The organism is Kitasatospora purpeofusca (genome assembly GCF_034043715.1).
GTDB classification, from domain to species: Bacteria; Actinomycetota; Actinomycetes; order Streptomycetales; family Streptomycetaceae; genus Kitasatospora; species Kitasatospora purpeofusca_A.
On sequence record NZ_JAXCLC010000023.1, the window covers coordinates 81377 to 104546 of the forward strand.

Genomic DNA, 23170 nt, shown 5'->3' on the forward strand with positions numbered 1-23170 from the left:
GGCCCCTGCTGATCGCGCCCGCCGCCGCGCTCGGGCGTGGTTGGCTGGGGCACTCGACTGGAGGTCTACAGGGTCGGCCAACCCTCGCGGTTGGAGCAGGACTCGTAGTTGTAGCGGGTGGCGTGGTCCCACTCCTCGCCCGTCGCCGCCTCGTACGCCTCCTCGTGGACGTACAGCAGGGGCTCACCGCTGCGGAAGGAGTGGGCGGCGAACAGCTCCGGCTCACCGAGTACCCGCTCGTACGCGGCACGGCCGGCGGCGACCACGGCGGCGCGGGCGTAGAGGAAGCCGTCGTCGCTCAGCGGCAGCGACTCCCCCGGGTATCCCGGGTCCACGGCCCGCTGAGTGCCGAACTCCTCGCGGTCCAGGCGGTACAGGGCTTCGGCGAAGCGTTCGCCGAAGCCGAGGATCTCCTCGACCGGACCGGCCGCGAGCACCTCGGAGAGCCGCTCGCAGCCGGCGCCGAAGGTGGCGCAGACGGCGACCGCGGGCTCGCCGCCGATCAGGTCGATCAGCTGCCAGAACCGCTCCCAGGACAGCTCCCAGGACAGTTGCGGCGACAGCTGCGGGGGCAGCCCGGCCGCCGGTGACTCGTCGATGGTGCTCACGGTCGTTCCGTTCCGTTCCGTTCACGGGTGGGTCGGGACAGATCCTGGCACGGAGGACCGACAACCGGCGGCCGTCGGTCCTCGGCCGCCGATCCCCGGTCCTCGGTCCTCGCGAACGGGCCCAACCGCTCAGACGTCCCGGCGCCGGACGACCGTCACCGCGAGCAGCACGGACCCCACCGCCCACCCCGCGTAGGCGAGCCACGAGCCCGCCACCGTCGCCGGGTGGGGCGGGAGCAGCACGTTCGTCAGGTCGACCCAGGACAGCCGCCGCCACGACGTGAGCGGCATGGCGTGCGTGATCGCCGCCGACCAGGCGTGGTTCTCGTTGAACGAGGCGGGCAGCATGAAGAGCACCAGGACGCCGGCGACCACGCTCGCCGCCGCGTGCCGGATCAGTGTCGCCAGGCCGAAGCCGACCAGCGCGCAGACCGGCGCCAGCAGCGCCGCGGCGGCGACGGCGCGCAGCGCGCCGGGCTCGGCGATCGACACCCCGGCGTGGCGGCCGCTCAGCAGTGCCTGCGCCGCCCAGAAGGAGGCTCCGGCGGCGAGCGTGCCGAGGCCGAGCATCGCCGTGGCCAGCACGCCGGCCTTGGCCAGCAGGACCGCCCGGCGGTCCGGGACGGCGGAGAAGGTGGTGCGGATCATGCCGCTGCTGTACTCGGCGGCGACCACCGCGACACCGACCCCGACCGCGAGGAGCATGAGAAGGTCCACGGCCGCCACGGTGAACGAGACGTTCAGCGCCGTACCGGCCCTCCCGGCCCCGGGCGGCGGGCCGCCGGGCGCGGTGTTCAGGTAGGTGTGGCGCGCGGCGTTGAGGTTGACGGCGACGAGGACCAGCAGCCCGGTCCCCAGTACCCAGGGCATGGAGCGCAGGGACCAGAACCTGATCCACTCGGCGGCGTACAGGTCCCGGAAGCGCGGCCGGGGACCGTCCGCGGCGGCGGAGCCGACGGCGAGAACAGGAGGGATCGGAACGGTGGTGGTCATCGGGGTCCTCCGGCGGAGTGGTCGGCGTGGTCGGCGGTGAGGGCCATGAACGCCTCCTCCAGGGAGGCCGTACGGGCGGTCAGTTCGAGCAGCGGGACACGGTGGTCGAGGGCGAGCGCGCCGATCCGGGCCGGGTCCAGGCCGGTCACCAGGAGCGTCCCGGCGTCGTCCCCCGGCCGCACCTCGCCGCCGGCCGCCCGCAGGGCGTCCGCCAGCGGCCCGGGCCCGGTGGTCCGGACGGTGACACCCGGTGCGGCCGTGCCGCGCGCGGCGAAGTCCGCGAGGCTCTCGTCCGCGATCAGCCGGCCGCGGCCGATGACGACCAGGCGGTCCGCGGTGTGCTCCATCTCGCTCATCAGATGACTGGAGACGAAGACCGTCCGCCCCTCCGCGGCCAGCCTTTGGAACAGTTCGCGCACCCAGCGCACGCCCTCCGGGTCCAGCCCGTTCAGCGGCTCGTCGAACAGCAGCACCGGCGGGTCCCCCAGCAGTGCGGCCGCGATGCCCAGCCGCTGCTTCATCCCGAGCGAGTACCCGCCGATCCGGCGCCCGGCCGCGCCGTCGAGCCCGACCTCCGCCAGCACCTCCTCCACCCGTCCACGCGGCACCGCGTTGCTCCGGGCGAGCGCCCGCAGATGGGCGCGTCCGCTGCGCCCGCCGTGGACGTCGCCGGCGTCGAGCAGCGCGCCGACGTGCCGCAGGCCGCGCGGCAGCTCCCGGAACGGGCGCCCGCCCACGGTGGCGGCGCCGGCAGTCGGCGCGTCCAGGCCGAGGATCATTCGCAGGGTGGTGCTCTTCCCGGCGCCGTTCGGGCCGAGGAATCCGGTGACCAGACCGGGGCGGACGGTGAAGGTGAGCTCGTCGACGGCGGTGGTGCGGCCGTAACGCTTCGTCAGTCGGTGGACTTCGATCATGTGCTCCACACTGCCGCCCGGCCGCCCACCGGCACATCCGACCGGGGAGGACACCTCGGCGGCCCCCGCTGTCACCCCTGGTCGTACACCCCCGGTCCGATGCCGCGCTCCGCGCCCGCCTCGTACGATCAGCGCATGTCAGAGACGCTCGCGCCCCCGCCGACCCTCCCGCCCCGGCTCCGGCGGGTACCGCCCGGCGCCTGGACCGCGCTCGCGTGGTGCCTCTCGCTGCTCTCGCCCGCCCTCGGGGACGACGGCCGCCCGTCGCACGGGACCTCCACCGGCGCCGCCGACCCCGGCCTCCCGCCGGCCGTCCACCAGGACTGGTCGACCGCGGCGTTCACCACCCCGGTCGCCCTCCTCGCCGCCGCCCTGCTGCGCCGCCGGCCCCGCACGGCCGTCGCGCTGCTGCTCGCCGCCACCGTGGCGCAGACCAAGGGCTGGCGCTGGGAGCTCCAACTGCCGCCGACCGCGCTGCTCGCGGTGGTCACCGCCCTCTGTCTGGCCACCGCCGCCGAACCGCGCCGGACCTCACGCGCGGCCCTGGCCATGGTGCTGGGCGCGCTGACCCTGCATCTGGTCCTCGCGCCCGCGCTCGGCGGCGGCCTGCTGCTCACCGGCACCCGGATCGGCGCCAACGACGCGGGCGTCCTGATCGCCGTCATCGCCTGGCTGGTGGGCCGTTCGGTGCACCAGTCCCGGGAGCACGCCGAGGCGTTGAGCGCCCGGGCGGCGGCGCAGGCGGTCACCGCCGAACGGCTGCGGATCGCCCGCGAGATGCACGACACCGTGGCGCACAGCATCGGCATCGTCGCCCTCCAGGCGGGCGCGGCCCGCCGGGTCCTCGATTCCCGGCCGGACCGGGCCCGCGAGGCCCTCGCCGAGATCGAGACCGCCGGCCGGGAGACCCTGGCCGGGCTGCGCCGGATGCTCGGCGCGCTCCGACGGGCCGACGACGCCGACGGCCCCGACGGCCATGGCGGCCCCGACGCCGACGGCTCGTCCGTCCCGGCCCACGGCCCGCCCGGTCTGGCCGACCTCGACCGGCTGGCCGCCGCGACCACCGCCGCCGGTGTGCGGGTCGACCTCCGGTGGCAGGGCGAACGGCACCGACTGCCGCCCGAGATCGACCTGGCGGCCTTCCGGATCGTCCAGGAGTCGCTGGCCAATGTGGTCCGCCACGCCGGCACCCCCTCCTGCCGGGTCACCGTCGACCACCGGCGGCCCGCCGAACTCGGTCTCGACATCACCGACCGGGGCCGCGGCCGGGGCACCGCCCCCGCCGGCTACGGGCTGGTGGGCCTGCGGGAACGAGTCGCCCTGCTGCACGGCGAGTTCACCGCCGCGCCCCGCCCCGACGGCGGCTTCCGGGTCACCGCTCGCCTGCCGCTGAACGGATCCGCCCGATGACACACCCGATGACGCCCGTCCCCGTCGTTCCTGTCGTCCGCGTCCTCCTCGCCGACGACCAGCCCCTCGTCCGGGCCGCCCTGGAGATGGTCATCACCGAGGCCGAGGACCTGGAGGTGGTCGGCGAGGCCGGGAACGGCGCCGAAGCCGTCCGTCTCGCCGAGGAGCTGCGCCCCGACGTCGTGGTGATGGACATCCGGATGCCCGTGCTCGACGGCATCGAGGCCACCCGCCGGGTCACCGCCGGTCCCTCCCCGGCCCGCGTCGTCGTCCTCACCACCTTCGACGAGGACGAGAACGTCTACGCCGCCCTGCACGCGGGCGCCTCCGGATTCCTCGTCAAGGACATGGCCCTCGACGACATCCTCGACGCCATCCGGGTGGTCGCCGCGGGCGAGGCCCTGCTCTCCCCGAGCGTCACCCGCCGCCTCATCGCCGAGTTCACCGCCCGCCCGGCCCCGGGCCCGGCCGCCGCGTCGGCGTCCACGCCCCCGTCGGCGTCCGCACCCACGCCCACGCCCCCAGGAACCGACCGCCTCGCCGCCATCACCGACCGGGAACGCGAGATCCTCACCCTCGTCGGCCGGGGCCTGGCCAACCCCGAGATCGCCACCGAACTCGTCCTCAGCCCCGCCACGGTCAAGACCTACATCACCCGCCTCCTGACCAAACTCGCCGCCCGCGACCGCGTCCAACTCGTCATCCTCGCCTACGAGTCCGGCCTGGTTCCGCTGGCCGCCGGCGCCCCGGCGGACCGGCGGTGACAGCGGGTCGGACCCCGGCCGCAGAGGCCGCGGAAGCCCCGGAAGCTGCGGGGGCTCGATTCACGGCACAGGTCACGCAGTGGACGGAGCTCTCGACGCCGGACTTTGCGAGTTTGACGATCTTGCCCCAGTACAGGCGGTCGAGCTCGGCCGCGAAAAAGGGTGCCCGGGGCAACTGCCTTCCTGGTATGCGGATTCGGCACCCGGGTGGACAATGAAAGCCGGAGTTCCCGCCCCGGCCGCCGACGGCCGCCAGAGCCGCCGGAATGTCCGGCCGACCGATGGTGCGGCACGGGCCGGTGGCGTGCGACCCCCGGCCCGGATGCTCCGAACGGGCGGCCGGGCGCACCGGGAAAGGAACGACCATGTCGGCCACAGCACTGGAACTCGGGGAGATCGTCCAGATCGAGGTACGGGACGCGGCGGGGGTGGTGACGGACTTCTCGCACGACTACGCGGTCGATGCCAGCCGCCTGCTGCGGATTCCCTCGCTGAACATGATCCTCGCCGAGGGCAAGCCGCTGACGCCGGACCTGCGGGCCGAGATCGAGAACCGGTTCGTGACGGACGGCATCCTCACCATCGTCACCGTCAATCTCGGGTTGCGGGGCGACCGGGTGGACCTGGAGAACACCATCCAACCGGGGGACCTGCTCTTCGTGCGGATGCTCAATCCCGACGGCACCATCGACGCGAGTTCCGGCTCGTTCCCGGTGGACGCCTCGGGCAGCATCAACATGCCCTTCCTGGGCGGGGTCCTCGTCCGCGACAACCGCTTCTTCGAGGCAGAGCACCAGATCGAGCAGGGGTTGCTGGACGGCCAGATCTTCCAGCAGCCGCTGGTCAACGTGACCCGCGTGGAGCTCTTCTGAGCCACCCCTCCCGGTGACAAGGTCCGAGAGGCGCAAGGAATCTCACGGAAGGTATTGGAACACCCGCACGCTCGGGAATAGAGTGGGTCACATACCCGACAATTTTCCCTGCCGAGAGTTCTTTCCCGCAGGTCGACCCGCTCCTGAGGAGATGGGTCCGGCACGTCCAGGCCCACGTCCAGGCCCATTGCCTCGGCCCGTAACCGGCGTTTCATTAGATCGGCGACCGATCCCTCCCCCCCCCGGGGGGGGTGGTGCGGCATTCCGTGGTGCGGCATTCCGCGGTCCGACCGGTGGAACCGCGCCATCGGCAGGCATTTCCCGGATCGATCACAATCCGTGGCCCGGGCCGTGAATTGTCACTGCCCGTGATATTTCCCGGCGACGTGCTGCCGGCCGGCGGCCGTATGCCGCCGACGCGCCGCCGACGCGCGGCCGACGAGGAGCGAGGTGTGCCATGGGCGGCATTCCGGGGCTCGACCTGGAGAAACTGGCGGACGGTAATCTCCCGGACACGCTGAAGATCGACCTTCCGCTGCCCCCGGTGCAGTTACGCGGCCAGCTGGACCGCAAGGGCTTCACCGAGTTCTCGGGGGTGCTGAGCGCGGCGATGCCGGTCACCACGGTGACTGCCTTCGGCCAGATCTCGCTGGGCCGGCCGCCGGCCTTCATCGTGCTGATGGGCGTGACCTTCCCCGAGCCCGGACTTCAGATCGGGCTCGGTTTCGCGCTCAGCGGCATCGGCGGGGTGGTCGGCGTCAACAAGGCCGTCGACCGGGACACGCTGCTGGCCTGCATCGCCGACGGCACGGCCGGCGAACTGCTCTTCCCGCCCGACCCGGTGGAGGCCGCGCTGCGGGTGATCCCGCGCCTGGCGTCGCTGTTCCCCACCGTTCCGGGGCGGCTCGTGGTCGGGCCGATGTTCCGGATCTCCTGGGGCGGCCGGATGGTCGACCTGTCGGCGGCCGTGGTGGCCGAGCTGCCGGATCCGGTGCGGCTGTCGGTCCTCGGCATCCTGCGGGTGATGGTGCCCGATCCGGCGGCGCCGGTCATCGAACTGAAGGCGACCTTCGCGGGCCAGTACGACACCGCCGAGCCCAGCGCCTTCCTGATGGCCTCCCTGACGGGTTCGCGGATGGCGGGCATCCCGCTCGACGGTGACGTGCTGGTGCTCAGCCGGGGCGGGGACGACCCGCTGTTCGTGCTCAGCGCGGGCGGCTTCCACCCGGCGTTCCCGGTCCCGCGCGGGGTGCCGAGGCTGCACCGGCTGGCGATGGACCTCTCCCCCGCGCCCTGGCTGCAACTGCGCTGCGAGGCGTACTTCGCGGTGACCAGCAACACCGTCCAGTTCGGGGCGAAGCTGTCCCTGGCCGCCGAGATCGCGGACTGCGGCCTGCGCGGACAGTTCGCCCTGGACGTGCTGATCCACTTCAGGCCGACGATGTCGTTCACCGCCTCGATGCGCGGCGCGCTGTCGGTCGAGGTGTTCGGCGAGACCCTGCTGGGCATCGCGTTCGAGCTGGTCCTGGAGGGACCCACCCCCTGGCACGCGGTCGGCCGGGGCCGGATCAAGCTGTTCCTGTTCAAGGTGTCGTTCAACTTCGACCTGAGCTGGGGCGGCGGGCCGCCGCCGCTGCCCGCCTCCACCGTCGACCTCGCCGACGAGCTGGTCAAGGCGTTCGCGCAGCCCTCGGCCTGGAGCGTGCTGCCGCCGTCCGCCGCCGAGCGCAGCCCCGTACGGCTCTCCCCGTTCGCGAACCGGCTGCTGGCCGAGGGACGCCGGGTGCACCCGCACGGCCGGCTGGCGGCCCGCCAGCACGTGCTGCCGCTCGGCGTGGACATCGCGCGCTTCGGGCACGCGGCGGTCGACCCGCCGCAACGGTGGGACATCGTCGAGCCCCGGCTCGGCGAGGACGACGCCCGCGAGGGCTCGGTCTCCGACTCCTTCGCGCCCGGGCAGTTCCTGGACCTGACCGAGGACCAGCAGCTGAGCACCGACGCCTACGCCCAGTACCGCTCGGGCGTCCGGTTCGCCCCCGACCTCTCGGGGCCCGACGACTCGGCCTTCGTCGGGGTGGAGCTCGGCTGGGAGACCAGGATCGTCCAGGACCCGGTGCCGATGCGCGCCCACTTCCTGCGGATGATGCGCTCCCACGCCCACGTCTCCGCTGAGGACGTGGCCGCCGCCGCCTCGATCCGCGACGCCCCATGGTGGCGGACCGCCGGGCCTGCGCTCCGGGTGGCGGCGGAGCAACCGCTCGCGGCGGTGTCCAGCTGGTCGATGACGGAGCTCACGGTCGCGGCCTCGCCGCCCGCCGGCGACGCCGGACTGCCGAACGCCGAACTGCGCGGGGTGCTCCGCGGCCGGGCCGGGATCCGGGTGGTGGAGGCCTGGGAGGCGAGACTCCGATGAGCGGCGACGACCTGGAGTTCGCACCGTACCTGCAGAGCCCGGTGGGCGCGGCGATCCCGCACACCGCCACCAACCTCGAACCCGACCTGGCCCCCACCTTCACCCTGACCGGGCCGCGGAACCGGCGGCTGCCGGTGCAGGGCCGGGGCCTGCGGATGCTCGGCCCCGAGGGTGTGGTGGGTCTGGACACCCGGCACATCCTGCGCGTCGAACCGGTGCCCGGCAGCACCGACGTGGAGCCCAACTACCTGCCCTTCGTGGAGTTCGACCTGCCCGAGCTGCCCTGGCTGTTCACCCCGGCGAGGGCCTCGGACGGACGCCTGCGGCCCTGGCTGCAGCTGATCGTGGTGGAGGCCGCCGGGCACGCCGTCCAGCCGGGCAACCCGCTGCCCTTCGTCGACGTCGAGATCGGCCTGCTGCCGCCGCTCGACGAGGCCTGGCAGTGGGCGCACATCCAGCGGCCCGCCGGACAGCGGGGGCCGCTGATCTCCCGGCTGCTCTGCCCGCGCCGGCTCCAGGGCGGCCTCGACTACCTTGCCTGCCTGGTGCCGTCCTTCCAGGGCGGCGTGAGCGCCGGACTCACCGGCGGCTTCGCCGAGATCGACCAGCCGGGCGACGCCTGGCCGTTCCCCGGCCGGGACGTCTTCCGGCTGCCCGTCTACCACTCCTGGGGCTTCCGCACCGGCGAGGAAGGCGACTTCGAACAGCTGGCGACGGCCGTGGTGCCGCTGCGGCCGGAGGAGGCCGGGCCGCTGGGCGGGCGGACCGTCGACATCACCCGGCCCTGGCTGCACGGCGATCCGCTCGCCTCCGGCGACCCGGCGGCCGGCCGGCAGACCATCACCGTCCAGGGCGTCCTCACCCTGTTCGACCCGCCGCCGGGCACCGTCACCCTGGCCGCCCTGGACGACTTCAGGACCAGGGTCGCGGCGCACATCGACCGCGGCACCGAGACCGAACTCGCGCCGCCGCTGTACGGCGGCCACCCGGTGGTCGCCAGGACCGTCGAAGCGGGCGCGACGGGCTGGCTGGCCGAACTCAACCTCGACCCGGAGCACCGGATCGCGGCGGCCCTCGGCGCCGACTGGGTGCGGACGAACCAGGAGTTCCTGATGGCCCGGGCCTGGGACCAGCTCGGCGCCGTCCGGGAGGCCAACCGCAAGCTGCAGGAGACCCTCTTCTGCACCGCGGTCTGCGACTCGCTGTACCGGCGCCATCTGCAGACCCTCTCCCCCGCCGAGCTGATGGCGGTGGCCGCGCCGGTCGGCGACCGGGTCCGCACGGACAGCGGGCTGCCACTGCGGACCGAGGTAGCGGTCAGCCCGGCCCCGACCGCGATCGCCGACGCCGCCTACCACCGGCTGCTGCGCCGGCGCGGGCCGCTCGCCCGCCGCGCCGCCCTGGACGGCGACAGCCTGGCCCGGCGCACACTGACCGGCGCGCTGCTGCCCCCGCTGGCCGTACCGCTGGTGACCCGGCCGGGCACCTCGCCCGCGGTCGAGGTCGCGGCCGGCGACGCGTTCGCGGAACGCGTCGACGGCGCCCTCCACTCCGCCGCCACCCGGCACACCACCGGGATGCTGCGCACGATGGCCGCGGTGGCCCCGGCCGCGCTCGCCAACGGCTTCACGGACCAGGCCGGGGCGATCACCTCTCTGCTCGCCCCCTCGATCGGGCGGATGGCGGGCGGACCGGAGGGATTCGCCGCGGACTCCATGACCCCCGACGACCTGCTCATGTCGGAGCAGCTGTTCGACTCCGGGACGGTCGAGCCGCTCGTCGGCGACCTCACCGGCACGACGGAATCGCTCCCCGACGACTTCGGCATGACGCTCTCCGCCCCGTTCACCGTCCTGGCCGGCCAGGAGTCGATGACCGACGACCCCGGCAGCCAGCTGCTGCAGTACGGGGTGCCGATCGACCCGGACGCCTACCGGGACCGGCTGATCGGCGCGCTCGACCCGACGCTGCTGCTGGCCGCCCGGCTGGAGGACCGGATCACCGTGACCGGCGAGTCGCTGGTCGCCCTGCCCGAACAGGTCACCGACCCGGTGATGGTCTGCCCGGACTTCCCCGCCGCGATGGCGCTCGCGATCAAGGAGAGCGAACCCGACTGGTTCCTGCCCGGCATCGCCGCCGTGCCCGACGACCGGGCCGTCCTGCTGAAGGCCAACGGCCCGTTCATCGCCGCCTTCATGGTCGGCGCCAACGACGAGCTCAACCGGGAGATGCGCTGGCGCGAGTACCCCACCGACCTGCGCGGCAGCCCGTTCACCCACTTCTGGCCGCGCCCCGACGGCCTCGCCGACATCCCGCCGGTGCACGACTGGGCCCCCGACGGAGCCCTCGGCAGCCACCTCGCCCTGGACGCCAACGACCTGGACGTGCTGCTGATCCGCGGCCGGCTGGTCCACCGCTACCCCGGCATGATCGTGGCCGCCGTCCCGCCCGCCGCCGTCCAGGACCCCCTGCTCGCCCCGGACACCTGGGCGGCGCCCGTCATGGTGCTGCCCATCGACGAACGCACCTGCGCCTACGCCTTCCAGCTACCGCCCGACCAGGACATCCACGACTGGTGGATCGTGCTCGCCGAGAACGGCCGACGGCTCCGGTTCGGCTACGACACCGCGCCCGGCACGGGCCCCGGCATGAAGACCTGGGACGACCTCAACTGGGAGCGCGTCCAGGTCGGCGGCTTCGCCTCGCTCGGCCGGCTGCCGGACAACCCGCCGGTCTCGGAACAGGAGCACCCCCGCACCGACGGGCGGAGCTGGAACTCCGCCGACGTCGCCCGGGTCACCCTGCAACGGCCGTTCCGCCTCCTCCGCACCGCCCGCAGCCTGATGGGAGAAGCCCCGTGACCAGCGAGATCGCCGCCGCGCACCGCGCCGTCAGCGACGCCCGGGTCGCCCTCGACTGGTCGAGGACCGGACTCGCCGGCTACGAGAAACGGGTACTCGCCCAGGAGACCGGACTCGAGGCCGAACACCTGGCCGCCGCCCAGGAGGCGGACGCCGCCCAGACCCGCTACCAGCAGGCCCGCGAGGCCTACCGCGACCTGGCGACCGCCGAACCGCCGCTCTGGTCGGAGGACGGCTCCGACCCGCTGGTACTCCTCCCATTACGGCTGGAGACCGTGTACCGGGGCCTCGGCGGCCCCGACCCGCAGCTGTGGATCCGGGCCTACCCCGACGACATCCACGTCGACTCCCACGAGACCGGCCTCACCGCCGCGGAGCGCACCGCCACCGAGGCCTACTGGGTGGAGGTCTGGACCGCCGGGCCGAACGAGGAGGGCCGCGCGGCCGCCTGGAGCACCCTCGTCGCCGCCATCGGCCCCGGCCGGGCCTGCTGGGCCGTCCGCGCCCTGCGCCCGCAGGGCCCCCGCCCCGGGACCGAGACCCCGCCGGACGCGATCGCGCCCTCCCCCGAGCCCTGGGCCGCCGAACCGACCGTCGTCGACAGCACGTTCACCCGCGCCGCGCACAGCTACGTCCTGCCCGACCGGCTGGTGTTCTCCGGCTACGAGACCACCGGTGACGGCCAGATCGGCCTGCTGTGGCGCCAGGAGGGCGAGCCGATCGACCCGGAACTGGACGTCGGACCGGCCCCCGGCAGACCGGTGCCACCGCGCTGGCTCGGCGACTTCGACGAGGCCGTCCGGGTCGGCATGGGCGTACGGGTACCGCTGACCGGGCTGCGCACCGACTTCAGCCTGGTCACCGTCACCGGCGTGCGCGGCGGCGGCTCCGCCGACACCGCACAGCTGCTCGCCACCCTGCTGGAGGCCCACCGCTGCACCGACGGCCTGGCCGTCCTGCCCACCGGCACACCCACCAACAACACCGACGCCACCCGCTCGGCCTGGCACCCGCGCACCCCGCCCGAACCGCCGGACCGCGTCGACGAGCAGCAGGCCGCCCTCGACCCCGGCAGCACCCAGGCGGCGGCGCGGGCCGCGACCGCCCTCGGCCGGACCGCCGCCGCCGTCCTCACCGGGACCACCGACGGACTCACCGACGACGAGCACCGGCTGCTGACCCTGGTCCAGACGGCGGCCGGCGCCTTCTCCGCCGCCTCCAGCAACTGGCGCAGCCTCGACGGCACCGACCTGCCCGACCTCACCTTCCTGGTCTCGCACTACATCCACCACGTCCGCGGCCGGGGCCTGCTGCCGACACTGCGGGTGGGCAACCAGCCGTACGGCCTGCTGCCCGTCACCTCGCTCGACCTGTGGCACGGCAGCGAGGTGGACCTGCGGATCCTCAACCACATCTCCGGCTTCCGGACCCTGGTCGAGTCGCAGGCCTTCCGCTCCCCCGGGGTCGGCGCCAGCGGCGACCCGGACCAGGTGATCAACGACCTGCTGCACCGCCTGCCCGCCTCCCGGCGCCTGCGGTACATGCAGCAGGACATCGTCGACGCGCCGTTCGAGCCGCCGCCGGACACCCCGATCGGGTCCGTCCCGCACGACAGCCGGTTCACCTGGGCGCTGCCGCCCTCCCCGGACTTCGTCCCCTTCCCGGTGGAGTTCCTGTGCGACCAGCGGCCGACCGCCGAGATGGTGGAGCTCGCCCGGGCCCGACCGGTCCGCGTCATGTGGAGCTTCTGGCAGGATGCGCTTCCGCGGCTCGCCTCCGGGCAGGGGGCCTCGCCCGAGCTCCTCCAGCGGATGCTGGCCCTGTCCGCCTCCACGGAGGCGATCAGCACCGGCCGGCTGGGGCTCTTCTACCACTACGCCACCAGCGTGATGTTCACCTACGCCTTCCACGTGAACGAGTTCCTCCGGGCCGACGAGCCGGTTCCCGAGCCCGGGGTCGGGCTCAAGAACGGCGACCTCGTCACCGCGGCCGGCTTCGCGCCGCAGTTCCTCGACTGGCTCTCCCTCGCGTTCGAGCAGCTCGCCGCCGCGGAGGACCTGTCGCTCATCACCCCGCCGCCGCCCGGCCCCTCGGATCCGCCCCCGCCCGAGGGCGCGGACCTGCCCTACGCCGACACACCGCGCCTGGAGCTGCTGCTCTGCGAGGCGCTGGACACCCAGACCCACCGGCTGGACGCGTGGATGTCCTCGGTCGCCCACGCCCGCCTCGCCAAGACCCGGGCCGCCCGCCCCGACGGCACCCACCTGGGGGCGTACGGCTGGGTGGCCGACCTCCACCCGCGCCCGGAGTCGCTGCCCCCGGAGGAGCCGCTCCCCGGTGACGAGCCGGGCGAACCGGGCGAACCGGGCGAACCGGGCGAGATCGGTGAACCCGGTGAGCTGGGTGAGCCGGGTGAGACCGGCGACTCCGGCGACTCCGGCGACTCCGGTGAGCCGCAGAGCAACGACGGCTACCTCCTCGCCCCGTCCCTGCACCACGCCGTCACCGCCGCCGTACTGCGCTCCGGCTGGCTCAGCCACACCGACCGCCAGGCCTTCGCCGTCGACCTCAGCGCCGCCCGGGTGCGCCGCGCACTCGCCGTCCTCGACGGCGTCCGCTCCGGCCAGAGCCTCGGCGCCCTGCTCGGCTACCGGTTCGAACGCGGCCTGCACGACAACGGGCTCGACGCCCTCGTCGCACCGGTCCGGGACACCTACCCGATGCCCCACCTGGTCGACCCGACCGTTCCCGGCAGCGACGAGGCCAGGACCGCCGTCGCGGCCCGCGACGTCGTCGACGGCCTGGCCCTGCTGGCCGACTGGCGCGCCCACGGCCGGCAGTTGCAGGACATCCTCGGCAACCTTCCGCCCGAGAACCTGCCCCTGCTCGACGGGGCCACCACGCTGATGCTGGAACTGGACGACACCCTCGACGCGGTCGGCGACCTGCTGCTCGCCGAGAGCGTGCACCAACTGGTCGGCGGCAGCCCGCTGCGCGCCGCGTCCTCGGCCGACGGCATCACCCGCGGCGACCGCCTCCCGCAGGACTTCGAGGTGATCCGCACCCCGCGCGCCGCCATCGCCCTGACCCACCGGGTCGCCGTCCTCGCACCCCGCGCACCCGTTCCCGGCTGGGACCCGACCCGGCCGCTCGCCCAACTGGAGCCCGCCGTCGAACGCTGGTGCGAGGCCCGGCTCGGCGACCCCGGCGGCTGGCGGTTCGACTTCGGGGATCCGGCCGCACCGCTCACCCTCACCCTCGCCGACCTCGGCGTCTGCGCGCTCGACGTGGTCCTCGGCGCCGGACCGCCGGGCAGCCGCGACGCCGACCCCGCCCAGCAGGACACCGCCCTCGCCCGCCGCCTGCTGCGCCAGGCCGCCGCCCGCTCCGGCGCCGCGACCACGCCGCCCGTCACGGCGAACGGCGCCGCGCGGTTCGCCGAACTGCGCCTGCTCTGCAACGCGCTGGCAGGTGTGCTCGCCGGCGCGAAACCGCTGCTCACCTCGCACCTCGACCAGGGGAGCGGCGACGACTGGGCCGGCGCCGACCTGGCCGGCCTCGCCGCCCGGGTGGAGACCTGGCACAACGCCACCACCAGCGCCCTGGCCAACCTGGTCGAACAGGTGAAGGTGCTGCCGGGCCTCGCCGACACGGTCTCCCGCACCCTGGACAGCCTCGCCGACCTCGGGATCACCTCCGCCTACAGCCTCGGCCCGCCGACCGACGACACCGGGATCGAGGAGCTGCGGAGGCAGGCCGCCACGGTCCTCAACCGCTTCGCCGCCAACCCGCTCGCCCCGCTGCCCGGCGCCCCGCCCGAGGAGCCGGCCGAGGCGCTCGGCTGGGTCACCGCCGTCACCGCCGCGGTGTCCTCGGCACTCGCCGGCACCCTGCCCGTCCTGGCCGAACTGCGACTCGGCGGCACCCCGGCGGGCGACGCGCTCACCGCCGCCCCGCCGGAGGGCGCGGACGAGGACGGCGCCGGCAACTGGCTGGTGCAGATGGAACGCGTCAGGCCGAACGTCCGCGCCCTCGACGACGCGCTCGGCGCCGCGGAGGTCCTCGCCGACACCCCGCCCTGCGGCACGACCGTCGTCCAACTCCCCGCCGGACAGCCCTGGATCGCCCGCGGCCCGGCCCCCGTACCGTCCAGGACCAGGCCCGCCGCCCGCCACAGCGCGCTGCTGCGCACCGACGGCGCCCCCGATCCGGACCACGTCGCGGGACTCCTGATCGACTCCTGGACCGAGTCCGTCCCCGAACCGCCCCCCGCTCCCCCCGCCGACGCCCCACCGCCCGAGGGCGACGCCGAGCCCTCCGTCGAGGAACTGGGCGGACTGGCCTTCCACTACAACCAACCCGACGCCCGAGCCCCGCAGGCCCTGCTGGTCGCGGTGCCGCCCGACCCGCTGCGCGGCTGGCGGATGGAGGACGTGCACGCGATCGTCGAGGAGACCTACGCCGTCGCCCGGATCCGCGGCCTGGACCTCAACGACCTCACCGAGCTGCGTGGGCTGCTGCCCGTCCAGACCAAGACCCCGCCGCACCAGCTGATCTGATCGCTCGCCCCGGGAGCCCGGGAAGCGCGGAAAGCCCGTCAGGAGGAACCATGCCGACGATGTTCCGGTACGAGCCGGTACCCCGTGACATCGGCGTCGAGGAGGCGCTGGCGGCCCGGATCGGCGACGCCGCCCATCTGCTCGCCCGCCAGTACGCCTTCGGCGAGTTCGCCGGCGACGACGCCGCCTCGCCGGTCGACGTCGCACTCGCGCAGGAGATCCATCTGCTGGACGGCTGGCGGCCCGGCAACTCCGGGGCCGAGGGCGAGGGTGAAGGTAACGGCGAGGGTGACTGGCAACCGTACCGGCCGGGCCGGATGGTGCTGGAGGAACTGGTCGAGCAGGAGCCCGCGGCCGGGCCCGACGCCAGGCTGACGCTGGCCGCCGGCCTGCGCTGGCGCCGCGAACTCGCCTCGGCCGGCCTCGCCGCCCTACTGCCCGCGTTCGCCACCACCTGCCCCTGCGCCGTCGACGGGCCGCTCGCGCCCGCCCCGCTCGGCGCCGCCGTCCGCAGCCGACTGCCCGACCCCGTCGCGCTGGTGCCGTGGCTGGCCAGGCTCGTGGACCGGGACGAGACCGCGGCGAAGGAGTTCGGCGCGGCCGCCCCCGACCAGGAGGCCCTGGCGGGCGCGGCGGCGCGCTGGCTGGACTGGTGGGCGCCGCGCGCGGCGGACGGGGCGCCCGACGAGGCCGTACCGCCCCCGCCCCCCGCCGGCTGGAACCCCAACCGGCTCGAATACGCCTTCGCGGTGCGCTCCTCCACCGTCCCCGAGCTGGAGCTGCGGGCCCAGGAGTACCCGGGCGGGCACCTGGACTGGTGGGCCGTCGACGCCCCGCCCGCCGACATCCCGGTCACCGAGGCGGCCGTGACGCACGAGCAGCGCGCCATCGTCCCCACCCCGGCGATCTTCGGCGGCATGCCCGCCTCCCGCTACTGGGAGATGGAGGACGCCAGGATCAACTTCGGCGCCGTGGACACCAGCCCCGCCGACCTCGGACGGCTGCTGCTGATCGCCTTCACCACGGTGTACGGGAACGACTGGTTCTGCTGTCCGCTGCCGAGCCCCGTGGGCTCGCTCAGCCGGGTCGTGCACTGCTCGGTCACGGACGTCTTCGGCGGCGCGACGGTGCTCGCCCACGCCTCCCTGGAGGACCCGGAGTGGAACCTCTTCGGCCTCGGCGAGGACCGCGGCGGCTCCGCCATGGGCGGCGGCGCCGGGGACGGCACCGGACCGCCGCCCTCCCCGTGGTTCTACCGGGCCGCGTCGCTGCCCGCCGGGCTGGAGAGCCCGCCCGCCGAGTCCGTGCTGCTGCTGCGCGACGAGGCGGCGAACCTGGCCTGGGCGGTCGAGGAGACCGTCGGCGACCTGGCCGGGGAGCCGCTGGACCGCTACGCCCGCTGGGTGGCGGCCCTCCCGCCCCGGCCGGCCGCCGAACCCGGCGACCCGCCCGCCGACCGGTACCTGCTCGCCACCGAGGTCCCGGGCCACTGGTACCCGCTGGTGCCCCAGCCGGTCGACCCCGACGCCCCGGAGCAGATCCGGCTGCTGCTCGCCGGCCTGGTCCGCGACGGGAACACCCCGGCGCGGCCGCTCGGCCGGCTGCTCGCGGAGCAGCAGTGGCTGTTCGAGGAGGAGGTCCCGCGCTCCGGCGTCCGGGTGGAGCGCAGCCGCCAGTACACCCGCTGGCACGACGGCTCCGCCCACGCCTGGTCGGCCCGGCGCAAGGTCAGCGGCACCGGCTCGGGCTCCAGCGGGCTGCGCTACGACGTACTGGAGCCCCCGACCGGGCAGGCCCCCGCGCCGCCTCCGGAGGAGTGAGCCGTGCACGACAGCGTCAGGAACGGGTTCAACGCCTTCAGCGAACCGTTGGAGAGCCGTGAGCACATGATGTACCTGGACGTGAAGAGCCTGGTGTCGACCGGCGTCGGCAACCTGCTCGACGCCGACGACCCGGAGAACTTCGGCAGCAACCCCGTGCCGCTGCCGGACATCTTCACCCTGGACTGGTCGGACCGGAACACCGGCGTCCCGGCCGACCGGGCCGCCGTCGAGGACGAGTACCGGAAGATCAAGTTCAGCGGCACCGCCAACGCGCCGACCTCCCAGAAGCGGGCCGTCGCGCAGCTGCTCGTCTCCGATGCCTCGATCGACGGCCTGATCACCACCAAGCTGGACTCCTTCGAGACCTCGCTGCGCAACCGCCCGCCGTTCGCCGGATTCGACGGCTGGCCCGCCCCGGGGCAGCTCGGCCTGCTCAGCATGGCCTGGGCGATGGGGCCGAGGTTCCGCTTCCCGCACTTCGAGGCCGCCGCGGCCGGCGGCGACTGGCCGACCATGGCCCGGGAGTGCCGGATGACGGAGGCCGGGAACTCCGGCGTCATCCCGCGCAACGTCCGCAACGCCCTGCTCTTCACCCTCGCCGGCTGGGTCACCGACCAGGGCGGGGACCTCACCGACCTGGTGTACGACCCCACCCTCCCGCTCGACGCCAACCTCCGTTCGGACGCCCTGCCGGTGCCGCTCAACCTCCTGATCGGCGTCCAGACCGCGCTGGAGGCCCTGGGCTTCGACCCCCACGGCCTGGACGGCATCGCGGGCCCCGGCACCCGGGGCGCCCTCACCGCCTTCCAGGGCGCCAACGGCCTCGCCCCCACCCCCGGGACCACCGGCGTCGACGACGTCCCCGAGGAGACCGTCGCCGCCCTGGCCGCCCAGCTCGACGCCCGCGGCCTGGCCCGCTTCCCCTGACCGGCCTACGACCGGCGTCCTCGGCGTGCCCCGGGACGGTACGCGGCCGACGCGCTACTCATGAGCACCGGGGGACGGTGATCAGCGACACCCGGAGGCCGCACATGCCCAATGACCAGCAACTCCGCGACCTTCGTTCGGAATTGACCCCTCCCGACGAGGAACCACCCACCCTGGTGACGGAGTTCGCGACCGGACGCGGACGGCTCGGCACACTCGCCGTCCTCGCCGCACAGCAGCGACGGATCATCGCCTCCGACCGCCGCAGCCTCCTCCTGCTCGCCACCCGCTGCGCGGACGTACCCCTGGGCGCCTGGTTCGCCGGGCTCGCCGACGGGGAGAGCGCGGCCCTGCGCACCCTGCCCGCCTTCGCCGCCGCCTGCGGACCGACGGAGACCCCCGCGGAACCACTGCCCGGCTGCCAGGCGTACCCCTCCTACCTCGCCTGGCTCTCCCTGAACGGCCACCCGTCCGCCGTCGCAGCCGCCCTCGTCGCCAACTTCACGGCCTGGGGCGGCTATTGCGCAACACTCGCCGGGGCACTGCGACGCTTCCACGGCTTCGACGAGGAAGCCTGCGCCTTCTTCGACTTCTTCGCCCAACCCCCGACCGCCCTGGAGCAGGCAGCCGCCGACGCCCTCGGCCCGACGGGCCTCACCGCCGCCCGCGAGTACGGCCGCCTGCTCCAGGCTTACGAGGGGTTGTTCTGGACCACCCTCGCCGAACTCCCGTGAGGCCCCGTTCCCGCCAGTGCGACACTCCGCCGACCACTCGACAGGGCATAGGTCACGAGCCCGGCGCGGACGCCGGTGGGGACGAACCCGGCCCTCATCAAGACACGGCCGGACGCCACGTTGTCAGCGTGGTGCGTGGCATGGAACTCCGTCAGCCCGAGCTTGCCGGTTCCGAGGGCCACGATCCTGAGGACCCCCTCGGTTGCGTAGCCCCGGCCCCAGACGTCCGCGCGCAGGATGTAGCTCACTGCGGCGCCGCGGCGGTCCAGGTGGAGCTTGACGACCCCGAGAAGGTCGTCGTCCACGGTGAGTCCAAGGGTGTGGAGCGTACGCGGTCTCCTTTCCGCTGCCGCCAGGGCGCCCGCCACATACGCCTGGGCTTCGCGGGCGCCCATCGGCCCCCGACCGAGGAACCTCACCGATTCGGGGCCGTAGATGCACTCCACGGCCCCAGCGTCGCCATGGGCCAACTCCCGCAGCTCGATCACCCGTCGACCGCTTCAACCAACTCCGTCAACTCGGCGGCGGTCGGCCGGTCGTCGGGGCCGGCCAACAGGACGTACCGCAGACGGGCTTGAAGAGCGGGCCAGGGCATCGCGGTGGACAACGGGACCGCGCGGTGGGCGATGGCCGTACGCATGGCCTCCACCGACGCGCCCCTCCCGAGGCTGACGGCCTCGTAGTCCAGCGGCCACCTCCCGGTGACGCAGGTCCACAGGGTGCCGGCGAGTGCGTAGACGTCGGCCGCCTTCGTCGTCTCGACGGGCTGCGGGCCGTCGATGATCCGGGCGGCCAGCTCGGGGGCGGTGATGTGGATCATCGTGCCGTCGAACCTCCGCCACGGCGTGCCGTCGACCTGCCGCGACCAGGCGAAGTCCAGGAGCCGGACACCGTCCTCGGTGTGGATCCCGTGCTGTGGCTGGAGGTCCCCGTGCACCCACCCGGCCTCGTGCAGGTCGGCCACCGCACGGCACAACCCGACCGCAGCCTCCAGAGCTTCGTTCCGTCCGCCGGTGTCCTTGCGCACCGGCCGGAACACATTCCAGGTGGAAGGCCCGACCAGCCACGGGGTCACGTACCAGACACCGTTGTCGAAGCGACCGGCCGTGACGGTGTATTCGGGAAGTTGCTCCAGCACGGAGGCTTCACGGGCGGTGACCTCGGCGGCATCGCCGGTGCCGAGCTTGATGCTCACCACCCCTTGCGGACCGCTGGCCTTCCACACCGCCGAGCCCCGCCGGTCGCTGATCTCCTCCAGTTCGAGGGGCCCGCAGAGGGCACGCGCGGCATTCAGCGCCGCTGCGGCATCGGGAGGGAACTCGCCCATGCTCTCACTGCCTTCCACTCGCAAGGAACGTGCTCGAAGACGTCGCGCCCGTCATCGACCGCCACGGACAGTGCCGTGGCCAGGTCGGGCGTCCCCTCCAAGAACCTCGGATCCAACGGCCTCACACCCGCCCGCACTGGCAGGAACGACAAGGGCGGCGGCGGGATGCTCCCGCCGCGCCGGCCGGTCTCCACGGCGCCCTGGGCGAACTTCCCGACCATGACCCCGACCGGCGCGTACAGGTGCTTCAACGCCCAGTGCGGCCAAGCCAGAAGCTCACGATGGCCCTCACCCACCCAGTGCCCGCGCAGGACGACGTTCTCGCACGCGAGGACACCGTACGGCCGCGCCATCAGCGGACGGATCCATTCCGCGGCCTGCACGCCGGCGTAGAACAACTCCGCCTCCACCGCGTACCGATGGCTGCCCGGGGTGATCTCGTAGACCGTCCACCCGGTCATACCGCGCCGGATCGACGGTCGCAGGAACGGGCAGTGCTCGTCCAAGCCGGCAAGGTATCCGTCCACACCGACGGGGTGTTCCGTGCGGGCCCCGGTGAGGCGGAGCGCCCCGGCGGTCCGCCGGGACGCTCCGTCGAACGGCGCTGTGATCACAGGTAGGACGCCGTCGGGGCCGTGTCGTCGCCGTCACCCGGGGCGGGTGAACAGTTCCACTCGCCCCGGACCTCGCCGGTCTCGCGGTACCTGGCCAGGGCCTCGCTGTCGAGCGTGCCGTCAGCGCTCGTGAACCAGACTTCCGGCAGCGGCCCGTACGCCTCCTCGTACGCGCTCACCCACGTGATGAAACCGCTACCCCCGCCCTCGACGTGGGCCAGCTTGCGACCCGCGTGCTGGAGCGTGAACGCCTCGTACGCCTCCAGATCGTCGGCCAGCCGGTGCCACGCTGTGTCGATGGCAGCGGAGAACATCTCCGGCGCCGCTTCGCCGGAGTCGATCCGTCGCGCGGCGATCGCGAAGTACTTTCCCAGCTCGTCCAGCTCGGCGGTCGACTTGATGGTGCTGCTCACGGGATTCTCCCATCGGGTTGGTGCTGCTCGTCCGGGGACCGGCCAAGCAGCGGTGCACGGGTGGTACGACCGGCTCGGCTCGACCGGAGACCGTACCGACGGCCCGGGAGTGAGCGGCTGCCTCCAGTGAACGACGCGGGAGTTGTCGCGAACCAGAGCAGAAAGTTACTGTCTGTCAGGCACAATCAACGCGCTGTTCGTCCTGACCTGGGCCTGTCGATCCGAGCGGAGAAGGCCGTGGCTCCAAGACGTAAGAAGCTCGCAGAACGCCGCAAGGCGCTGGGCTACAGCCAGGAGGCATTCGCCCACGAGTTGGGAGTGGCGATTTCCACCGTCGCCCGCTGGGAGGCCGGCGCGACCGACCCCCAGGGGTACGTTCACCCCAAGCTGGCAAAGGCCCTCAGGATCACTTCCGAACGACTGGCGGAGCTCCTCGCACCTGCGGCACTGCACCCGTGCCGTCCGGTGGTCTACGCCGCCGGCCCATCTGTTGGCGATACTGACGACATGAAGCGCCGCGATATTCTGAGCTTGCTCGCCGCGACCGGCGCCCTCGTTGCGCTGCCGACCTCCGGCGCAGCCTCGCCCCGCACCGGCACGTCCGCCGCACTTGCTGAAACCGGGCCCGAGTTGAACGCGCACCTCTGGAAAGTCTTCTGCCTGTCCGACTCGAAACAGGCCGTCTACCCCATGGTTCGACACCAATTGAACCTCCTGGCCAAGGGGTTGGGTGAGCACCAGAGCGAGGCCTCGCATCAGAGGCTCTGCACACTCGTGGGAGACCTGTACCAGCTCGCGGGCGAGATCTTCTTCGACGCCAACCGGTACACCGATGCGGCCTACTGCTACACCCTGGCCGCCAGCGCCAGCAGGGAGGCCGGCGCCTACGACATGTGGGCGTGTGCCCTGACCCGGCACGCGTTCGTGGAACTGTACGAGAATCGGTTCGGCGTGGCAGCTCCGATACTGGCGGCGGCATCCCGCGTCGCCGAACGTGGAGACCACCAACTCTCGACCCGCTACTGGGTAGCGGCGGTCCAGGCGGAGGCCCATGCAGGTCTCGGCGACCTTGATGCGACCGAGCGCGCGCTCGACAGCGCCGGGCAGGTTCACAACCTCCCCGGGGAACCACACAACGGAGGCTGGCTCCGCTTCGACGGCTCCCGCCTCGCCGAGGAGCGCGGAACCTGCTATCTCGCGCTCGGCCGACCGGATCTGGCGGAGCAGGCATTGACGAGTGCCCTGTCGCAACAGCTTTCACCGCGTCGCCGGGGAGCTGTGCTCGCGGAGCTGGCGGCACTGGGGGTCGAACGCAGCGATCTCGACCAGGCGAGTCACTACACTCACGCCGCACTGGAACTGGCGGGCCGGACCGGGTCGGGCTTCATCGGGAGGAAGTTGGAGACCGTCAAGAACCGCCTCGCCCCTCTGATGACCGACAGCCGGGCCTCGGCACTGCACCAGCAGATCTCGGCGCTCGACGGCGCCGTCTGACGAAGGAGTGACGCAATGTCCGATGGACGGATCTTCCGTGAAGCGTGGATCGCGGGTGTGTCGAAGCACTACCCGGGCGAGCCCAAGGCCGGATACATCGCTCCTTGGAACGAGACGCCCGCATGGGAGCGCGAGTGTGCGACCGCCGTATTCGGCCAGGTCCGTGACTTCGTCAGGGTGAGCGGCGGGAACACGTCCAAGCTCACCCGGGAGCAGAAGGGGCGCTTCGTCGCGACGTGCTGGATCGCTCAGATCCACAAGCACTTCGAGGACCCGAAGCCCGGTTATGTGGCCGACTGGGCCGACCTGCCGTCCTGGCAGCAGGAGACCGATGCCGACATCTTCGAGGCCATCGAGCGCGCCGGTTCCTGATCCGGGGGGCGGACGGCGTTGAGGTGGGGGCCCGGGGGGGAAACCGGCCGGGGCGCGGGGGGGGGGGGGGGG

Annotated in this window: 18 protein-coding genes; 11 read left to right on the forward strand and 7 right to left on the reverse strand. The window is 73.5% G+C overall.

Translation table 11 applies throughout. From position 1 onward, the window contains the following. Window positions 1-65 precede the first annotated feature (65 nt). From SM793_RS14510 to SM793_RS14520, 3 genes are all read right to left on the reverse strand, one after another. A complete protein-coding gene (locus SM793_RS14510) occupies window positions 66-608 on the reverse strand; it encodes a DUF4240 domain-containing protein (RefSeq protein WP_320438579.1) in 543 nt (180 codons plus the stop codon). A 129-nt stretch (window positions 609-737) separates the two neighbouring features. Next, window positions 738-1601, reverse strand: a complete 864-nt coding sequence (locus tag SM793_RS14515) for an ABC transporter permease (RefSeq protein ID WP_320438580.1) — start codon at window positions 1599-1601, stop codon at window positions 738-740. After that, on the reverse strand, window positions 1598-2515 hold the full coding sequence (locus tag SM793_RS14520; protein WP_320438581.1) for an ABC transporter ATP-binding protein: 918 nt from the start codon (window positions 2513-2515) through the stop codon (window positions 1598-1600). The genes SM793_RS14515 and SM793_RS14520 overlap by 4 nt, the downstream gene beginning before the upstream one ends. A gap of 135 nt (window positions 2516-2650) precedes the next feature. On the opposite strand from SM793_RS14520, the gene SM793_RS14525 reads away from it, so the two are divergent. The 9 genes from SM793_RS14525 to SM793_RS14565 all read left to right on the forward strand — a co-directional run bounded on the left by SM793_RS14525 (window position 2651) and on the right by SM793_RS14565 (window position 18878). Next, complete coding sequence (locus SM793_RS14525) at window positions 2651-3925, forward strand: sensor histidine kinase (RefSeq protein WP_320438582.1); 1275 nt, start codon at window positions 2651-2653, stop codon at window positions 3923-3925. After that, window positions 3922-4689, forward strand: a complete 768-nt coding sequence (locus tag SM793_RS14530) for a response regulator transcription factor (protein WP_320438583.1) — start codon at window positions 3922-3924, stop codon at window positions 4687-4689. Before SM793_RS14525 ends, SM793_RS14530 begins: the two co-directional genes overlap by 4 nt. 365 nt (window positions 4690-5054) lie before the next feature. Continuing rightward, complete coding sequence (locus tag SM793_RS14535; protein ID WP_320438584.1) at window positions 5055-5561, forward strand: polysaccharide biosynthesis/export family protein; 507 nt, start codon at window positions 5055-5057, stop codon at window positions 5559-5561. A gap of 457 nt (window positions 5562-6018) precedes the next feature. Beyond that, window positions 6019-7974, forward strand: coding sequence for a DUF6603 domain-containing protein (locus SM793_RS14540; RefSeq protein WP_320438585.1), 1956 nt, complete (start codon window positions 6019-6021; stop codon window positions 7972-7974). After that, window positions 7971-10835 carry a hypothetical protein gene (locus SM793_RS14545; RefSeq protein WP_320438586.1) on the forward strand — a complete coding sequence of 955 codons (2865 nt, stop codon included), beginning with the start codon at window positions 7971-7973 and terminating at the stop codon, window positions 10833-10835. Before SM793_RS14540 ends, SM793_RS14545 begins: the two co-directional genes overlap by 4 nt. Then, complete coding sequence (locus tag SM793_RS14550; protein WP_320438587.1) at window positions 10832-15394, forward strand: hypothetical protein; 4563 nt, start codon at window positions 10832-10834, stop codon at window positions 15392-15394. The genes SM793_RS14545 and SM793_RS14550 overlap by 4 nt, the downstream gene beginning before the upstream one ends. A 50-nt stretch (window positions 15395-15444) precedes the next feature. After that, window positions 15445-17214 (forward strand): hypothetical protein, encoded by a 1770-nt coding sequence (locus SM793_RS14555; protein ID WP_320438588.1) that lies wholly within the window; start codon window positions 15445-15447, stop codon window positions 17212-17214. Between the two features lie 3 nt (window positions 17215-17217). Continuing rightward, entirely contained in the window at window positions 17218-18144 is a 927-nt protein-coding gene (locus tag SM793_RS14560; RefSeq protein ID WP_320438589.1) for a peptidoglycan-binding domain-containing protein, read from the forward strand. 104 nt (window positions 18145-18248) lie between these two features. Further along, window positions 18249-18878 carry a transcriptional regulator gene (locus SM793_RS14565; RefSeq protein ID WP_320438590.1) on the forward strand — a complete coding sequence of 210 codons (630 nt, stop codon included), beginning with the start codon at window positions 18249-18251 and terminating at the stop codon, window positions 18876-18878. Here SM793_RS14565 and SM793_RS14570 read toward each other — a convergent pair. The 4 genes from SM793_RS14570 to SM793_RS14585 all read right to left on the reverse strand — a co-directional run bounded on the left by SM793_RS14570 (window position 18836) and on the right by SM793_RS14585 (window position 21232). Continuing rightward, complete coding sequence (locus SM793_RS14570) at window positions 18836-19366, reverse strand: GNAT family N-acetyltransferase (RefSeq protein WP_320438591.1); 531 nt, start codon at window positions 19364-19366, stop codon at window positions 18836-18838. The genes SM793_RS14565 and SM793_RS14570 overlap by 43 nt on opposite strands. Next, complete coding sequence (locus tag SM793_RS14575) at window positions 19363-20205, reverse strand: protein kinase domain-containing protein (RefSeq protein WP_320438592.1); 843 nt, start codon at window positions 20203-20205, stop codon at window positions 19363-19365. The genes SM793_RS14570 and SM793_RS14575 overlap by 4 nt, the downstream gene beginning before the upstream one ends. After that, window positions 20169-20711: a hypothetical protein gene (locus SM793_RS14580; protein WP_320438593.1), complete on the reverse strand. Its 543-nt coding sequence runs from the start codon at window positions 20709-20711 to the stop codon at window positions 20169-20171. The genes SM793_RS14575 and SM793_RS14580 overlap by 37 nt, the downstream gene beginning before the upstream one ends. A gap of 104 nt (window positions 20712-20815) precedes the next feature. Then, on the reverse strand, window positions 20816-21232 hold the full coding sequence (locus SM793_RS14585) for a hypothetical protein (protein WP_320438594.1): 417 nt from the start codon (window positions 21230-21232) through the stop codon (window positions 20816-20818). A 237-nt stretch (window positions 21233-21469) separates the two neighbouring features. Here SM793_RS14585 and SM793_RS14590 point away from each other — a divergent pair, with 237 nt between their 5' ends. Together SM793_RS14590 and SM793_RS14595 are read left to right on the forward strand one after the other, a co-directional pair. Beyond that, on the forward strand, window positions 21470-22726 hold the full coding sequence (locus SM793_RS14590) for a helix-turn-helix transcriptional regulator (protein WP_320438595.1): 1257 nt from the start codon (window positions 21470-21472) through the stop codon (window positions 22724-22726). Window positions 22727-22741: 15 nt separating this feature from the next. Beyond that, window positions 22742-23098 (forward strand): hypothetical protein, encoded by a 357-nt coding sequence (locus SM793_RS14595; RefSeq protein WP_320438596.1) that lies wholly within the window; start codon window positions 22742-22744, stop codon window positions 23096-23098. Window positions 23099-23170: the final 72 nt, after the last annotated feature.

Excerpts from the sequence above, each read along its gene's own strand:
- SM793_RS14515 (WP_320438580.1), bottom strand. The coding sequence starts at position 1,601 with ATGACCACCACCGTTCCGATCCCTCCTGTTCTCGCCGTCGGCTCCGCC.
- SM793_RS14520 (WP_320438581.1), bottom strand. The coding sequence starts at position 2,515 with ATGATCGAAGTCCACCGACTGACGAAGCGTTACGGCCGCACCACCGCC.
- SM793_RS14525 (WP_320438582.1), top strand. The coding sequence starts at position 2,651 with ATGTCAGAGACGCTCGCGCCCCCGCCGACCCTCCCGCCCCGGCTCCGG.
- SM793_RS14530 (WP_320438583.1), top strand. The coding sequence starts at position 3,922 with ATGACACACCCGATGACGCCCGTCCCCGTCGTTCCTGTCGTCCGCGTC.
- SM793_RS14535 (WP_320438584.1), top strand. The coding sequence starts at position 5,055 with ATGTCGGCCACAGCACTGGAACTCGGGGAGATCGTCCAGATCGAGGTA.
- SM793_RS14540 (WP_320438585.1), top strand. The coding sequence starts at position 6,019 with ATGGGCGGCATTCCGGGGCTCGACCTGGAGAAACTGGCGGACGGTAAT.
- SM793_RS14545 (WP_320438586.1), top strand. The coding sequence starts at position 7,971 with ATGAGCGGCGACGACCTGGAGTTCGCACCGTACCTGCAGAGCCCGGTG.
- SM793_RS14555 (WP_320438588.1), top strand. The coding sequence starts at position 15,445 with ATGCCGACGATGTTCCGGTACGAGCCGGTACCCCGTGACATCGGCGTC.
- SM793_RS14565 (WP_320438590.1), top strand. The coding sequence starts at position 18,249 with ATGCCCAATGACCAGCAACTCCGCGACCTTCGTTCGGAATTGACCCCT.
- SM793_RS14575 (WP_320438592.1), bottom strand. The coding sequence starts at position 20,205 with ATGGGCGAGTTCCCTCCCGATGCCGCAGCGGCGCTGAATGCCGCGCGT.
- SM793_RS14595 (WP_320438596.1), top strand. The coding sequence starts at position 22,742 with ATGTCCGATGGACGGATCTTCCGTGAAGCGTGGATCGCGGGTGTGTCG.